This window comes from Enterococcus sp. DIV2379 (assembly GCF_050542965.1).
GTDB lineage: Bacteria > Bacillota > Bacilli > Lactobacillales > Enterococcaceae > Enterococcus_D > Enterococcus_D entomosocium.
This window is the reverse complement of sequence record NZ_CP172938.1, coordinates 2854156-2870643: the sequence shown is the minus strand read 5'-3', so window position 1 is coordinate 2870643 and position 16488 is coordinate 2854156. Positions and strand designations below refer to the sequence as shown.

The window sequence follows — 16488 nt, the reverse complement described above, 5'->3', positions numbered from 1 at the left end:
GTCATGAATGAACTTCAAAGGGCGTCACGACAAGAATTAGCAGAGATTTTTCAAATGTTCATCGAAGCAAAGCAGCAGATGAATAGAAGGAAAATCTACCAGTGGACTGATACTTATCCCTCCCTAGAAATCTTAGCGAAGGATATCGAGAAAAAGGAACTGTTTGTGTTGAAGGATGAAAATAAAAACATTGTAAGTGCCGGTGTTTTGTCAGTTGACTCATTGTCAAATTGTAGCAAAGAATATCATGGGATAAGAACGATTCAGCGACTCGTTGCGAGACCATCTCAAGCGGGGCAAGGCTTTGGCCGCCAGTGGATCAGAAGCTGTTTGGAACAACAGTGTGATGAAGGGGAAACACTTCTTTCAATCACAAATCATACCAATCTGCCCATGCAACGATTATTTGTAAAAACAGGGTTTTTAAAGGTTGGTGAAACGACCATTGAGGGTCGGGAAGCCTTTGGTCCTTTTTATATATTCAAGAGAAATAGGTGATTTTTTGAGTAAGATAACGATTTTAGGTAGTGTGAACATGGATATCGTGATCACGACAACACGAATGCCGAGGATCGGCGAAACGATCATTGGGGAGCAAATTGATTATTTTGTCGGGGGCAAAGGAGCAAATCAAGCAGTGGCAGCTTCTCGTTACGGTGCATCAACAAAATTTTTAGGGAAAATCGGGGAAGATACTTTTGGGGAAAAGGTTTTTCAGCACCTCAGCAGAGAAGCTCTCGATTTATCGGCTGTTTCCCGTGAAAAAAATATGTTCACAGGAATTGCGAGTATTTTTAAATTAGCAGAGGATAATTGTATCACTGTCGTCCCCGGTGCGAATGGACTGATCGATGAAGCCTACGTTCAGCAAACAATCAGTGAACTTTCACAAGGGGATATCTTACTTACTCAACTGGAAATTCCTGTGGAAACAATCAAACAAGCATTGATTCTTGCCAAAAAAAAAGGAGTTCTAACGATTTTGAATCCTGCTCCTTACAATGAAATCGTACCGGAACTCCTGCCGTATATTGATATTTTGACACCAAATGAAACGGAATTTGCCGCTTTGATCGGTAAAGAGGCCATTTTGGAAGACGAAATTGAGCAGGTCATGGCTGATTGGCAAAAAAAATATGACACGCGAATCGTTGTCACACGAGGAAGCAAAGGGGTAACATTTGTAGAAAAGTCACAAGTTGTGACGATTCCATCGAACAAAGTTTCAGTTGTAGACACTACCGGTGCGGGGGATACCTTTAATGGCATCTTGGCAGCAGCTTTAGGGGAAGGAGCCGATTTTTATGAAGCCGTTTGTATGGCGAATAATGGAGCTAGTCTGTCCGTTCAAAAGCTGGGGGCTCAAACAGGAATGCCACTAAAAAGTGAAATAGAAGAGTTTATGAAGCAGCAGGTTGATTCATTTACCTGAAAGACTATGTACAATTAGCAAACGACTATTCCTGAAAAAAGGCATCTGCGCCTCTAAAAAGAAGCGCAGATGCCTTTTATATAGGTAAGATTTATGCGGTGAAAACAACTGTTCCTTGATAAAAGCTTTTGCTGACGAAGCCTTTACGGGCAACGAATTCTGCCGTACAAGTAGCTGGTGTCAGTAAGAAATCAGCCGAATCACCAACCTTAGGCCATTGCTGCGCACCGTTTTTATCCAACGGGACTTTGCCATCCGTGACTAAACCTAATGCTTGCGTCAAGTCTTCCTGACTTTTGACGGCAAAAATCTCTAAATAGCGGGCCAGTTTTTCTTGTAAAGAACCATCTCCTAGAGAAGACCAAGAATCATAGACGTTGTCGCAACCAATATGAACAGCAACGCCATAGCTTTGCAATTCCTTAAGCGGTGGAATCGTGCCAGGGCTGATGGGAATACTTGAAATGATGTGGATCTCTAAATCTGCTAAGGCTTGAAAGACTTCTTTGCGTTCTGTGCCTTCAAAGTCATTTAGACCAAAGGCGTGACTGATCGCCACATTTCCTTGCATATTGAATTCCTTCGTCAAACGAATCATTTCTTTGACGGTCGCTCTACCAGCTTCTTGCCGATCGTGAAGATGGAGGTCAATCCCGACATGTCCTTTTTGAGCAAGTTCAAAAGTTGTCCGTAAGGAAGCCTGGTAATCTTGATCGAGTGTATAAGGATCAACACCGCCAATAAAAGATGCTTTGCCCGTTGCTAAGGCTTCTTCAATCAAAGAAGCAGCATTTGAGCGCAATAAGCCATGTTGTGGGAATAAGACCAACTCCGAGCCAAAAGGTTGTTCGGCAACTAATTCGGTAATCGCATCAAAATAACGCAGCTGAGTCATTGGTTCAATATCAATATGTGAGCGGAACATCACCGCACCATGAGGCAGTTCTAAATCGATCAGCGCTTGTCCGCGTTCTTTGATCGATAACGGCAAGGCATCTAATTGGGGAATCTCAGTTTCAAATCGTTCCACCAAGCTAGCTGCCGGTGTTACTGGACGCCAAGGAGTACCTAATTTACTTTTGTCCAAATGACAATGTTTTTCGATCAATCCTGGCAACAATAACTGATTTCCCCCATCAATGATCGTCGCTTCGCTTGATGCCTGCCATTCGGTCATCGGCACGATCTCCGCTATTTTTCCATCATTGATCCCGATTGCTGTATTTTCTGTTTTGGTTCCATAAGACCAATCGCCTTCTTTTAAATAACTCGTCTCAAGTTGTACATTTGTAAGCCATAAATCCAAGAAATCGCCTTCTTTCGTATTTGCTTCATGGTATCACAAGTAAAGCTGGTTCCCAACCAAATCGCTTGCAAAAAAACAGACAATCTAAAACGTTTTAGTATTTACGCGATTTTCCATTAGGAAATCGGAAAAAATAAACATTATTTTTTATGAAAACGCTTGAATAGAGGAAAGATGTCTGGTAATATGTGGATGTAACGAAAAGGTTTTCGAAAAAAAGGGGGACAAATATGCTGTTACTAAGATTGCTAGCATTTTTGATTGATTGCATGATCATTTTTTTACCAAGTACCATGCTTAGCTATCTCCTAATGGTACCTGCTGGAGTAACGATTGTCTTGCCACAACTTCTCTTTGTGGTCTACAACATGATTTGTTTGAGTAGTTTTGAGGGGAAAACGATTGGCAAACATTTTGCGAAACTCGTTGTTTTTACGAATCAACGTAATTTATTAACTGTAGGAATGAGGGAAGTAGCAAAATTGCTCTACTTTTTACCAATGATCGGTTGGTTGTTTTTCACTGGTTCTTTCTTCCTCTATCTAGGTACGAAAAAAACGTTACACGACATTTTAGGACAAAGTGTAGTGGGGTTCAATAAGAAACAGGGGAATGATCAGTATGAACGAAACCTCCTTCGATGAGTTGTTAACAGGGAATCCTTTATTGGAGATCAATACACAAGCGCTACTTTTGTTAGTTATTTTTGCTTGGGCTAGTGCTAGTCTTATTGCTTGGAAGTGGCGAAACGAATACCAAGCCGCAAAAATAATTAGAGATTATGCTTACTATGCGCCACTCCACTTGATCGTAGGATGGGTGTTTCTTAACGCAGCAATTGTCCTAGTAATTGGTAGTTATTTCATGGGCTTGATTGTACTTTTGTTTCGGTCCAATAACTATTTTTATAAATAAAAAATTTTTGAAAGAAACTAAAACGTTTTCTGAAGAAATAGGAGGAAAAAATGGAGACAGCGATGCAGTATTTAAAAGAAGACCCTTGGAAAATTACGGAAAAGACCTTTGATACAAAATGGTTAGGCAAAGCAGAAGCCATCATGTGTTTGGGCAACGGGTATCTGGGGATGCGCTCTGTGACAGAAGAGAAATATGTTGGCGAAACGCGTAATCTTTTTGTTGCAGGAACCTTTAATAAATTCGACGAAAATGAAGTGACTGAGCTTCCTAATGTGCCGGATATGATTGGAATGGAGCTCCTTTTTGATGGCGAACGATTAGATTTATCAAAAGGCAAATATTCAAACTATTCACGTGTCTTAAATTTGAGAACTGGGGAACTCACGCGCTCCTTTCAATGGAAACATGGTCAGATTAATGTCGAACTGACCTTTAAGCGATGTGTTTCCTTTGCCCAAAAGCATGTGTTTGCGCAACAAGTGCTGGTCGAAAATTTAGGAAAAGAAGTCACGTTGGAAATTATTTCTGGTATTGACGGACAAAAGACAAATAGCGGCTCACAGCATTTTACTGAAGGTGACAAATCATTAACAGAAAATCGTTTCTTACAAATGATGCCAAAGACCACTCAATCTAAGATCGCCTTTGTTCTTTCGACAGCACATAATCTAGAAAAAACAGAAGATTGCTATGATGGAACCAAGAAGCGGATCGAGATGGGAAGACGGAAAATCTACAATCGTTACTGGCAAACCTTGGCACCTAATGAGACGTTGAAGCTTGAGAAGTTTTCTTCTGTCTATACCACGATCGATAAAGAGCATTTAGGAAAGACACCACAAGATTTGAAGAAGATTGCCCTTGAAGAGCTGAAAGAGATTCGCAAAAACGGCTATCAGGAATTAGCAAAAGCTTCAGCAGCGGCATGGGACAAAGAAGTCTGGTCCGTCTTTCCAATCAAAATCAAGACAGAGAACACACTAGATCAATTAGCGATTCATTTTGCAAAATATCATCTACATGTGATGACACCAGCCCATGACGAACGCATGAACATAGGTGCCAAAGGCCTATCTGGGGAAGGGTACAAAGGACATACCTTTTGGGATACAGAGATTTTTATGCTGCCATATTTTACCTTCACACACCCAGAAATCGCCAAAAAATTAGTGACTTATCGCTATTTAGGTTTGGATGGTGCCCATAAAAAAGCTACTGAGAACGGCTATCAAGGCGCCCAATTTCCGTGGGAAGCTGCTTGGCCTGAAGATGGTGAGACTACGCCAGTTTGGGGCGCTGCGGATATCCTTACGGGCTTACCAACGAAAATTTGGTCAGGATTTATTGAACAGCATATTACCAGTGATGTCACCTACGGCATCAAACAATTTATTGATGTAACGAATGATCAACAATTTGCATGGGAAAAAGGCTATGAAGTGATTTTTGATACGGCGATCTTCTGGGCGAGTCGTTTAGAGTGGTCCGAAGAAAACCAGCGCTTTGAAATTTTAGACGTAGTCGGACCAGATGAATATAAGGAGCATGTCGATAATAATGCTTTCACGAATCATACTGCGCACTGGAACATTCAATTAGCTATTTCATTGTATGAAGAGTTGAAAAAGAACCAGCCAGAACAATTTACGAAACTAGCTGAAAAATTACCATTAAATGAAGCTTATCAAGAATGGCAAGCAAAAGTAGCTGCTATTTATTTACCGCAACCGAATGAAGCGGGAATCATCCCGCAAGATGATACCTATTTGACGAAAAAAGAGATCGATCTCACGAAATATAAAAATGATTCGCAAGTAGGCATACTGTTCCATGAGTATAACTTAGAACAGGTCAACGAGATGCAAGTTTCGAAACAAGCGGATGTTCTTTTGCTCTTGTTCTTATTTGAGAACCTTTTTCCAAAAGAAGAGAAACGGTTGAATTGGGATTACTATGAGCCGAAAACGTTGCATGATTCTTCCTTATCCTTATCGACACATGCCATCCTCGCTGCTGATTTAGGGGAAATAGCACTTTCTTATGATTTGTTTCAACAAGCAATCAACATTGATATGGGAGAAAATATGCTGTCTTCCAATGAAGGGATTCATGCAGCATCACTCGGCGGTATTTGGCAAATGACGGTCTTCGGCTATGGTGGTGTCCGTTGTTTAGACGGCCAGTTAAGAATCGAACCACATTTACCAAAGGCTTGGGAAGCACTTGAATTTGGTATTATGTGGCACCAACAGCCATTAAAGATTGAGGTCACACAGGAAGGTTTTACGGTCACCAACCATGGGGAGCAAGCGATTGAGTTTATCGCTTTTGATAAGGTTTATCTGCTTGAAGAACAAATCAAAATCACTTTTTAGGGGGAAATAAAATGACTGGATGGAAAAAAGTAGTAGGAACAGGGCTTCTATTGTCTGCAGCAGTGGTGCTGGCAGCTTGTGGGGGAAACGAAGACACCAGTAGTTCGACAGATCAGACGGATTTCACAGGGGATTCGTTAACGATCGGTGTTTGGGGTGGCAACGAGGCAGAAGAAAAATCGTTGGATGAGATGATCCAATCTTTTGAAGAAGCAACGGGTGCAACAGTTGAAAAGAAAGTATATACCGATTATAATACCCAAATTCAAGCTGACATGGCTGGTAGAACGGCACCAGATGTCTTTTACGTGGATGCCTATATGTTCCCATGGTTCTCAGAGAATGGCACACTTGCAGAGCTGGATCCGGCTAATTTTGAAAGTGAGCAGTTTTATGATAGCTTGATCGATGCTTTTACGACTTCGGATGGACAACTGCAGGCTGTTCCCAAAGATATGTCAACTTTAGCACTCTATTTCAATACAGCGATTTTTGAAGAAGCGGGTGTGTCGATCGATGAAGTGCCAGACACACTTGAAGCGTATGTTGAGTGGCTGCCGTCGTTCCAAGAAAAAATCAATGAGGCGTATGGTGACGGAAATGTTTTTGCCATGAGCTATAACCAAGATATGGCTCGCAACTATCATCTTGCAACGCGGGAAAATGCTCAACCAATCAATGAAGATGGGACGGCTAATTTGGCTGATCCAGCAGTAGTTGATAATCTTTCTATTTTAAAAGAGTTGGTCGATACGAAAGCAGCTGTTACACCGCAAGATATCGGAACAGGTTGGAACGGCGAAGCTTTTGGTTCTGGAAAAATTGCGATCATGGATGAAGGAAACTGGGTGTATGAGACACTTAAGACAGAATTTCCTGATATTCCTTTTGTTGTAAAAGAAATGCCAACGTATAAAGGAACGGAAGGGTCAATGATGTTTTCTGTCGGTTGGGGAAAATATGTTGGGACTGAAAAAAGTGCCTTGGCAGATAAATGGATTCAACACGCTACTGGTCAAAGCGGTATGCAAGCATGGGTTGAAGGAACCGGGACATTACCTAGTCGTCAAGATGTAGCAGATGCGGCCAAAATCACAGAAAACAGTGACTTGAATGTTCACCTAGAGGCTTGGGATTATGCAACGATTTGGCAAAAGGGCACCACTTTAGATACGATCAACAAAGCCTATCAAAACTTTTTACCGAATGCTTTAAATGGAAACATGACCTTTGAAGAAGCAATGGAAGCTGCTGATGAACAAGCGAACGCAGATATTACAGCAAACTAGTCTGAATTTGAACGAGGGAGAGGAACTCCTCTCTCTTTTCTTTTGGGAAAGGTGACAACATGATGGAACGAAAAAAAACTAACTATACAAAAAGCCAATGGCAAGAAATCCGACAAGCGTGGCTCTTTCTGGCTCCAGCAATCATTGTCGTAGGAATCTTTTTCGTCTTAGCTGTTCTCTTTGCTTTTTATCTATCTTTCAACGACGTCAATTTGTTTACCAATACATTTTCTTTTAAAGGGATAGAAAACTATTTACGTATCTTCACCGATCAAAAAGCGCGAATCGCTCTTAGAAATACGGCCACGTTTGCCTTGGTCGTCGTTCCGTTACAAACGATTTTTGCTTTGATTATCGCGTATATTTTAAGCAGCAAAGGAATCAAGGGGAAGAAACTGTTTCGGATGGTTTATTTTTTGCCAACTTTAACTTCTAGTTCAGCATTGACGATCATCTTTATGTTTATTTTTAATATTTACGGTCCAGTCAATGACTTATTTATGAATTTAGGATTTTACTCAGAACCAATCAATTTTTTACAAGAACCGGCCTATGCGTTGAAAGTGATTATGGTAATGAATATCTGGTCGACCGTGCCTTATTATATGACGATCTATTTGGCTTCTTTAGTTGATCTGCCTCATTCTTTGTACGAAGCAGCAGAGATCGATGGTGCGACAACCGTGGATAAATTACGGTATATCACGATTCCTTATCTACGCCCAATCACTACCTATGTACTGCTGACGGGGATCATTGGTACCTTTCAGATGTTTGACCAGGCGTATATCTTCTCGAACGGATCAGGGGGACCCAACAATTCGACTCTGACCTTGTCACTAATGATTTACCAATACGCCTTTGGACAAATGAACACGATGGGGTATGCGGCAGCATTAGCGATCGTTTTAGCAATTATTATCTTTATCACGTCACTTTTAGCAGAAAAATTGAACAAAGAAAGAGGGTAACGTCCGTGAGAGGAAAAGAGAAAACAAAAATTTTAAAGATCTTGCTCTATACGATCTTGATTCTTTATGCAGTACTGACCTTTTATCCTTTTGTCTGGGCAATTGCTGCATCTTTCAAACCCTATAGAGAAATTGTTTCTGGGGATATGAGTTTGATCCCCAATGAGTTTACTTTAGACAATTTTCGATATGTCTTGGGGCGCTCTTCTTTGTTTATGCGCTGGTTTCTAAACTCCGTGATTATATCCGTTATTGGAACGACCATCAATATTTTATTAAATACGATGGCAGGTTATGCCTTAGCAAGATTAAATTTTCCGGGGCGTGAACGAATTTACTATGGGTTTTTGGCATTGATGATGGTGCCAGCTCAGGTTTTGTTGATTCCAAATTACTTAATCTTGATGAATCTAGGAATGTTAGATAGTTTTTCAGCGTTGATTTTACCAGCTGCGATCAACATCGGGAATATCTTTATGATGCGTCAATTCTTTTTATCTTTTCCAAAAGATGTGGAAGAAGCTGCGGCAATCGATGGTCTCGGCAGATTTCAAACATTCTTTCGTATCGTGATGCCATTAGCAAAACCATCCATCGCAACACAAGCTGTCTTTATTTTTATGGGCTTTTGGAACGAATTCATGAAACCAATGCTCTATTTGACCACGCCAAGTAAATATACTTTGACTCTAGGGTTGCAGACTTTCCAAAGTCGAAATGGTGGTGTACGATGGGATCAGACGATGGCGGCAAGTGTGATCACGATCATTCCCATTGTGATCATTTACTTGCTGTTCAACAAATATTTCTTACAAGGAGTGCGAATGGATGGCGAAAAATGATTCATTTAAAGTAAGAGCACAGGAACTTTCTCATCAAACCCCTGAATACTTAGAAACATTGTTTGCAGTTGGCAATGGTCAAATTGGCGTGCGTGCAGGTCACCCCTTAAAAGTCAATGAGCTTTACGAGGGAAACCCAGGCTCCTTTGTTAATGGTTTTTTTGATAGTGAGACGATCCAATATGGTGAATGGGCATACGGCTATGCCAAAGAGCATCAGACGATCATCAAGCTGCCGAATCTAAGAGGCGTACGTTTACAGATTGGTGACGAGGACTCTAGTGCTTCAGAATGGCAAGTAAAGCCTATACAAATGACTTTGGATTTGGAAAAAGGCGTGTTGGATGAATCCTATAAAGTAGTAACGCCACTAGGTAAAACTTTTGAATTGGTGATGCAGTCGTTTGCCTCTGTGACACGAAGTGAACTTTACGTCTGTCAGTATCAAATTAAGAACACCAATTTCTCAGAGCCAATTTCCATAACACATCCGTTAGAACAAAAAGCAGCAATTGTTCAAACAGATGATCCTCGGGTTGCCAGTAAAGCACATCACTTACGAAAAGCTGATTATCAGGATTATGCGATTTGGACTGCTGAAAATAGTCAACGAAGTATAGCAATTCGAGTGATCAATGGCGAAAAGCAAGTACAAGCAGAGGAAACGCTTACGACGGTTTTCCAAATGAAACTACTTGAAGATAATCAAAATCACGAAACACCTTTTAACCAAGAGTTAGCCGATTTTGAAGTTCTCTTGCAAGAGCAGCAACAAAGTTATCAGCAATTTTGGGCGGCAAGTGATATCCAAATCGAAGGAGATCCAGTTCTTCAAAAAGGCATTCGGTTCAATTTGTTTCATTTGAATCAAGGTGCGGGGCGAGACGGCAGAACAAATTTCGCAGCCAAAGGATTGACTGGCGAGGGATATGAAGGGCATTACTTCTGGGATACGGAAATGTATCTGTTGCCATTTTTTATTTTCACGAACCCTGAAATAGCCAAGGCATTGCTTTCCTATCGCGGGAAGATCTTGCCGCAAGCCAAACAACGGGCGCAGGAGCTAAGCCAAGAGGGTGCTTTGTTTGCTTGGCGAACAATTGATGGAAATGAGACGAGTGCTTATTATCCAGCGGGAACTGCCCAAGTCCATATCAATGCGGATATCGTTTATGCATTCCAATTGTATGAACGAGTGACTGGCGACCAGGCATTCATCGAAACGGTTGGCAGTGAAGTTGTTTTTGAAACGGCGAAATTCTGGTTGAGCTATGGCGATCTAGTAGAAAAAGAGGGCAAACTTGCCTTTTGCATCAATGGAGTGACTGGACCTGATGAGTACAGTGCCCTTGTTAATAATAATTTTTATACGAATAAAATGGTTCAAAATAATCTATATTATGCCATTGAGTTAGCACAGCGGTATGGTAAATACCAAGAAACAATTAGTGCTTGGCAGCAAGCAGCCGACTTAATGTACTTTGGTTACGATGAACAGCGAGGGATTACGAAGCAAGACGATGGATTCTTAGAACAAGCAGTCTGGCCATTTGAAACTACACCTGCTGAAAAGTATCCTCTCCTGCTGCATTATCATCCAATGGTCATCTACAAATATCAAGTCTGTAAGCAAGCCGATACGGTTTTGGCCCAAATGCTCTATACAGGAGACTTCAGTCTTGAGCAATTAAAAAAAGATTATGACTATTACGAACAAGTGACGACGCATGATTCCTCCTTGTCTCGTTCTATTTTTAGCGTGATGGCGAGTCGAATTGGGGATTCTGAAAAAGCCTATCGTTATTTTATGGATACGGCTTTGATGGATTTAACGGATCTCCAAAAAAATGTTGTCGATGGCATTCACGCAGCAAATATGGGGGGAAGTTGGCTGAGCTTGATTTACGGTTTTGCAGGGTTGTATTACGATCAAGGCCTGCGATTAGCGAATCATTTGCCACAGAAAATAAAAGAACTAAAATTTACGCTCTTTTATCAAGGAGAACCTGTTAAAATCAGTTTAAAGGATCGCGATATTGACTGTCAGTTAGCGGAGACAACCCAATTGTTCGCTACGAAGACTGATGGTGGTATTTGGATAAAGGAGAGATAGCAAATGCGAACAACGATTCGCGATGTGGCAAAGGCAGCCGGTGTATCAATAGCGACTGTATCCAAAGTTTTTAACGGGTATAGTGATATCAACCAACAAACCAAGCAAGAAATTTTAAAAATAGCGAAAGAATTAGACTATTCCCCAAACATGGCAGCAAGGACACTGTCTTCGAAGAAACAACAAACCATCGCCTTGATTTTAAATGAGTTGAATTTCAACCGAAAATCAACGATGCCTTTGGAAGTGTTGAATGGGGTCTATCGTTATACGGATCAGTCAGATTTTGAGTTTGTCTTTTATGGGACAAGTACTGAGAAACAAAAGCAAAAGACGTTTAGTCAGTTCTGCAATGAGCACAATATCACTGGTGTAGTGATCCAAGGGTTAAAAACCACCGATCCTTACTACCAGGAAGTACAGCAAACCTCTTTGCCGACAGTTCTGATTGATATGGAAATCGACAATCCTAAGATCGGCTTGGTTTCGATTGACAATGAAAAAGCGGCGCAAGAAGCTGTGGATTTTTTGATTGCCAATAATCATCGACAAATTGGCATGATCAACGGGAGTCGTGATGCCAATGTCAGTGAACTTAGAGAAAAAGGCTACCGCGCTTCTTTGGCAGCGCATGGCTTGTTAGTGAATGAGTCGTATATCCAGTACGCCAACTATGAAGAAGAAATTGCCTATTTGATTTGTAAAAATCTGTTAGAAAACAATCAAGAAATCACTGCACTGTTCTGTGCTAGTGATATTATGGCAATCGGAGCGATACGAGGAATCAAAGACATGGGCTTGCGGGTTCCTGAAGATATTTCGGTCATCGGGTTCGATGATATTATTTTGGCTAGCTACGTAACGCCTGAATTAACAACCGTTGCCCAAGATATGGAACGAATCGGTTATGAAGCAGCTGAATTACTAGCAGACATCATCACCAATCAAGCAGAAACGAGCCATCGAAAAATTAGTCCCCATCAATTAAAAGTGCGACAGTCGGTAGAGAAAATCAGCGAGGTTCGCTAAATAAAAAAGACATGACCTTCATTGAGTGAAGATCATGTCTTTTTTTGTGGAGAAGAAAACTCAAACAAATTGGTCGGTCATATGTGGCAACAACAAAGTGAAAGTCACGACCATTCGTTTTTTTGATAAGAAGCAAAGCACAAGGCAAGCAACTTCTTGTAGAAATTTCCCTTAATGAAAGGGAAGATATACCTATGGAGGTTGCTTGGGTTTGACTCTAAACTAGTAAGCGAGGGAGAGAGAGATGGAAAAATTAAGCCTATTGTTGTTAAGAACACTTTCGGAGCATGACGGTTTTATGACGAGTAAAGCGGCTGCTGCCGAGTTGGGTGTTAGCAGAAAAACCGTTCGCCGTTATGCAGAAGAAATCAACCAGCATCAAGAACGATACGGTTGTATGATTCAAGCGAAAAAAGGGAGTGGGTTGTATTTACAAATAACGAACGAAGAAGCTTTTCAGCGAAGGAAAGAACAAGCGTCCCACAATGACGACTTTGTTTCTAGAATTATTGAATTCTTTATTCAAGAAGAAACGTATATTAAATCCGAAATGCTTTGCGAACGCTTATTCATTTCTCAGAGTAAGCTATCTCAAGAATTGAAAAAGCTGCGACGGATACTAAGCCATTACCAGCTCTCCATTCAAACGAAGCCGTATTACGGAATGAAACTTAGCGGTAGCGAATTTGACTTGAGACGGTTTATGGCTAGTAATTATTTGCAAAGAACCCATATCAAGCAGTTAGAAGAGGGCACAATCAGCGAAGATACACCGTCGCTTCTTCACCAGCAGATAAAAGCGATCGTTTCGTCGGAGTTTTCGCAAAAAGCCTACCCCATGTCGGAGGCTATTTTGAACAATCTGGTGAATCATTTAGCGATCGCTGTCTTACGCATGCAAAGCGGCCGCTACTTAGATCGAAACCTACCGATCAGCGGCAGGACCAATGATGAGCAGACATTACTAGGAGAGCGAATCATCGCCAGAATTGAAAAAGAGTGTGCTGTACATTTTACCGAATACGAGCGAAATTATGTTTTAGGGCAAATCGTTGGCAAACGAGTAGTCCCTAGAAATGAAAAGATGACTGTTTCAGATGAAGCAGCAGAATTGGTCAGCAAAATTTTAAAAGCGATCAAGGAAAGCCGCCAAATCGATTTCAGCAAAGACTTGGATCTGCAAACGATGTTGATGTTGCACTTTGCTCCGCTGATCGATCGGATCGAATTGGGGATCGAGCTGAAAAATCCTTTGTTGAATGAGGTGAAGGTACACTGTAATGTCGCTTATGATTTAGCCATCATTGCCGGTCAAGTCATTGCAAAGCAATTTGAAAAGACCATCAGTGATCATGAACTCAGCTATTTGGCGATGCACTTTGATGTGGCTTTAAATAAGAAAAATTCGCAAACACAGCGCAAGTATATTTTAGTGGTCAATGACCTCGGCCGAGCGGCCAATACCTTCCTTAAAGAGAAATTTGAGTTTTATTTTCGCAATTATATCAAGAAAGTCACGGTATGCAATCCATATGAATTTTTGCAAATGATCGAAGAGCAGGAGTTCGATTTTATCTTTTCTTCGATTCCACTTCCTTACGAAGGAACGATTCCTGTTATGAATGTTGATTATTTTATGCAACCGGATATGATCAAAAAGATCGAAGCCGCATTGGCCGCTATCTTCACAGAAGAAGTGCTTTTGAACTACTTTAAGGAATCGTTATTCATCTGTGAACAAGAATTTGAAACAAAAGAAGCGGTGTTGCATTTTTTATGCCAACAAATCAAAGAACAGTATTCAATGCCTGAGAATTTTGAAACGTTGGTTTTTGAACGAGAAGCCTTTTTTGGAACCGATTTCTTACCGTCAGTCGCTTTCCCTCATCCCAATGCGCTGATTGGTGCAGAAACGGTGATTGCCGTTGCAAACTTGAAAAAGCCAGTGTTCTGGTACAAACAGACGGTTCGTCTCGTTTTCTTATTAGTGATTGCTGAACAAGATCACTTAAAAGTGAAACCGCTGAATGATCATTTGATCAAACAATGTTCTTCGTTGGATAAAGTAAACAAACTAGCTGCGACAACGGACTTTATGACGTTCATTAATTATTTAAAGGAGTAGTGTATGACAAATGAAAAAGTAACCTTAGAAGGTGCGTATAATTTTCGCGATTTTGGCGGCTATCGGACCAAAGAGGGCAAATACGTAGTGACTGGAAAACTATATCGCTCAGACGAATTGAGCAAATTGACAGAAGCCGATCAGAAAAAATTAGCAGCTCTGGGAATTGAGAAAATTATTGACTACCGCAATGCCCAAGAAAGAGCAGACAATGAAGACAAACCCATTGGGAATGCTCAGATACTTTATTTGACGCCAATTGCTGATATTGCTGCTTTAGCTTCTTCAGAAGAAGGGGAACCAATGGCGCTTTCTGCAGAAAAAATCACCGCCGAAGTTGCAAAAGAATTGATGATTCGGCAAAATTATGAATTTGTTGAAAACAGTCAATGCAAGACCGTTTTCAAAGAAGTATTGGCCATTCATTTGGAAGCTGAAGGTGCAGTGGTTCAGCACTGTCGTGGTGGCAAAGACCGCACCGGGTATGGCGTTGCCCTGATTCAGTTACTGTTGGGTGTCAGTTATGAAGAGGTCATGGAAGATTACCTGCTGACCAACGAGTACAAAAGGGAGAAAAATACCAAGAGTCTCAAGCAGATACAAGAAGAAACGAACAACCCCGATTTTGTGGCAGCAATGCGATACTTCAAAGAAGCTGATCGGTGTTTTTTACAAACCGCTTTGGATTTGATTGAGGCTCATGGGGGGATTGAAACATATGTAAAAGAAGAACTGGGTTTTTCACAGCAGAAAATCCAGCTACTTAAAGATAAATACTTGCGGGATTAAGTGAAGGAGGACCTTATGAATACACTGAAAGATAAAATACTAGCTGCAGCCGTTCAAGTACAAAACAATATTTATATGAAAGCCATTGCCAATGCAATGATGGGCTTAATGCCCGTCATGATGATCAGTTCCATTGCTTCCTTGATCAATGCGATCGACATTGGGGCAACGCAACAGATAATGGAACAAATTGGTTTGAAAGCATTATTAACCCAAGTCAACGCGATGACGATCGATGTCGTTTCCGTTTATGTCGCCTTTCTAGTTGGCTATAAATTAGCCGAGCATTTAAATGCGGATCAACTAAATGCCGGTATCATGAGTTTGGTATCATTTTTGATCTTGAGTCCGATTTCGACTTTAGAAGAAACCCGTACGATGGAGTTGTCGACCCTTGGCTCCGGTGGGATGTTTGTCGCCATGTTTGGCGGTTTGTTGGGTGCCAGAATTTACATTTTATGTGTACAGAAGAATTTGATGATCAAAATGCCGGATTCGGTACCGCCGATCGTCAACAAATCCTTTGCAGCGATCGTGCCAGCAATTATTGTTTCAGCCATTATGGGCATCATTTATGTGGGCATGGCGGCAACTCCTTACGGCACGCTGACAGATATGATCTATACTTGGGTACAAGCTCCATTGACCTTGCTAGGAGCGAATATTTTTGCTTGTATGATCATTGTGGCGTTTATCGAATTTCTTTGGTTCTTTGGCATTCACGGAGTGTTGGCTGTTTATCCGATCTTGATGTTGGTCTTTTACCAACCAGGGCTTGATAATCTGGCGGCGTACAGTGCCGGCCAAGCATTACCACATTTGTTTACGATTGGGTTTATTTTGAACAATCGCGGGGCTCGTTCATTTGCAGTCGCTTTACTGGCTATTTTTGGTTGCAAATCAGAGCAGCTAAAAGCTGTTGGTAAAATTGGATTGATCCCTTCCATGTTTGGTATTTCTGAGCCAATCAAATTTGGGATTCCTCAGGTGATGAATATCAGAATGCTGCTTCCCTTGATGGTAACACCGGCTGTTTCCGTGTTGTCAGCATATCTCTTAACAATTGTCGGCTTTTTGCCTTATCACAATGGAGTCAATATCCCAACTGGATTTCCGATTATTTTCGGTGGCTTCTTAGTGAATGGCTGGCAAGGGATCATTGCACAATTGATCCAATTTGTCTTATGTGTCATCATCTACATCCCTTTTATGCGTCTGCAAGACAAAGCAGCACTAGCTGAAGAAAAGAATCTGCAAACTCAAGCGGCAGTCGTTGAGTAACAAATAACGAGAAAATGG

At 41.2% G+C, this 16488-nt stretch carries 14 protein-coding genes; 13 read left to right on the top strand and 1 reads right to left on the bottom strand.

Going from position 1 to position 16488, the window contains the following annotated elements; translation table 11 throughout:
* Positions 1–3: 3 nt before the first annotated feature.
* Positions 4–498, top strand: coding sequence for a GNAT family N-acetyltransferase (locus IGI92_RS13155; RefSeq protein WP_086332659.1), 495 nt, complete (start codon positions 4–6; stop codon positions 496–498).
* A 4-nt stretch (positions 499–502) separates the two neighbouring features.
* Positions 503–1432, top strand: coding sequence for a ribokinase (gene rbsK, locus IGI92_RS13150; protein WP_086332658.1), 930 nt, complete (start codon positions 503–505; stop codon positions 1430–1432).
* Between the two features lie 91 nt (positions 1433–1523).
* Here the strand turns inward: rbsK and IGI92_RS13145 are convergent, their stop codons facing one another.
* Positions 1524–2738 (bottom strand): amidohydrolase family protein, encoded by a 1215-nt coding sequence (locus tag IGI92_RS13145; RefSeq protein WP_005234080.1) that lies wholly within the window; start codon positions 2736–2738, stop codon positions 1524–1526.
* A 230-nt stretch (positions 2739–2968) separates the two neighbouring features.
* Here IGI92_RS13145 and IGI92_RS13140 point away from each other — a divergent pair, with 230 nt between their 5' ends.
* From IGI92_RS13140 to IGI92_RS13090, 11 genes are all read left to right on the top strand, one after another.
* Positions 2969–3382 carry an RDD family protein gene (locus IGI92_RS13140; RefSeq protein WP_005234081.1) on the top strand — a complete coding sequence of 138 codons (414 nt, stop codon included), beginning with the start codon at positions 2969–2971 and terminating at the stop codon, positions 3380–3382.
* Complete coding sequence (locus IGI92_RS13135) at positions 3360–3653, top strand: hypothetical protein (protein WP_005234082.1); 294 nt, start codon at positions 3360–3362, stop codon at positions 3651–3653. The genes IGI92_RS13140 and IGI92_RS13135 overlap by 23 nt, the downstream gene beginning before the upstream one ends.
* A gap of 50 nt (positions 3654–3703) precedes the next feature.
* Entirely contained in the window at positions 3704–6031 is a 2328-nt protein-coding gene (locus IGI92_RS13130; protein WP_144330914.1) for a glycoside hydrolase family 65 protein, read from the top strand.
* 11 nt (positions 6032–6042) lie between these two features.
* The gene (locus tag IGI92_RS13125) at positions 6043–7320 is read left to right on the top strand and encodes a sugar ABC transporter substrate-binding protein (protein ID WP_016612748.1); all 1278 of its coding nucleotides are present in this window, start codon (positions 6043–6045) and stop codon (positions 7318–7320) included.
* A 62-nt stretch (positions 7321–7382) separates the two neighbouring features.
* On the top strand, positions 7383–8291 hold the full coding sequence (locus IGI92_RS13120; RefSeq protein ID WP_008380619.1) for a carbohydrate ABC transporter permease: 909 nt from the start codon (positions 7383–7385) through the stop codon (positions 8289–8291).
* A gap of 5 nt (positions 8292–8296) precedes the next feature.
* Positions 8297–9133, top strand: a complete 837-nt coding sequence (locus IGI92_RS13115) for a carbohydrate ABC transporter permease (RefSeq protein ID WP_016612747.1) — start codon at positions 8297–8299, stop codon at positions 9131–9133.
* Positions 9120–11246, top strand: a complete 2127-nt coding sequence (locus IGI92_RS13110) for a glycoside hydrolase family 65 protein (protein ID WP_086332656.1) — start codon at positions 9120–9122, stop codon at positions 11244–11246. The genes IGI92_RS13115 and IGI92_RS13110 overlap by 14 nt, the downstream gene beginning before the upstream one ends.
* Positions 11247–11249: 3 nt before the next feature.
* Positions 11250–12275 (top strand): LacI family DNA-binding transcriptional regulator, encoded by a 1026-nt coding sequence (locus IGI92_RS13105; RefSeq protein WP_005234088.1) that lies wholly within the window; start codon positions 11250–11252, stop codon positions 12273–12275.
* A 244-nt stretch (positions 12276–12519) separates the two neighbouring features.
* The gene (locus tag IGI92_RS13100) at positions 12520–14400 is read left to right on the top strand and encodes a BglG family transcription antiterminator (RefSeq protein ID WP_008380626.1); all 1881 of its coding nucleotides are present in this window, start codon (positions 12520–12522) and stop codon (positions 14398–14400) included.
* Between the two features lie 3 nt (positions 14401–14403).
* Entirely contained in the window at positions 14404–15189 is a 786-nt protein-coding gene (locus IGI92_RS13095) for a tyrosine-protein phosphatase (RefSeq protein WP_008380628.1), read from the top strand.
* A 15-nt stretch (positions 15190–15204) separates the two neighbouring features.
* Positions 15205–16470 carry a PTS sugar transporter subunit IIC gene (locus IGI92_RS13090; RefSeq protein WP_008380631.1) on the top strand — a complete coding sequence of 422 codons (1266 nt, stop codon included), beginning with the start codon at positions 15205–15207 and terminating at the stop codon, positions 16468–16470.
* The last annotated feature ends 18 nt before the right edge of the window (positions 16471–16488 follow it).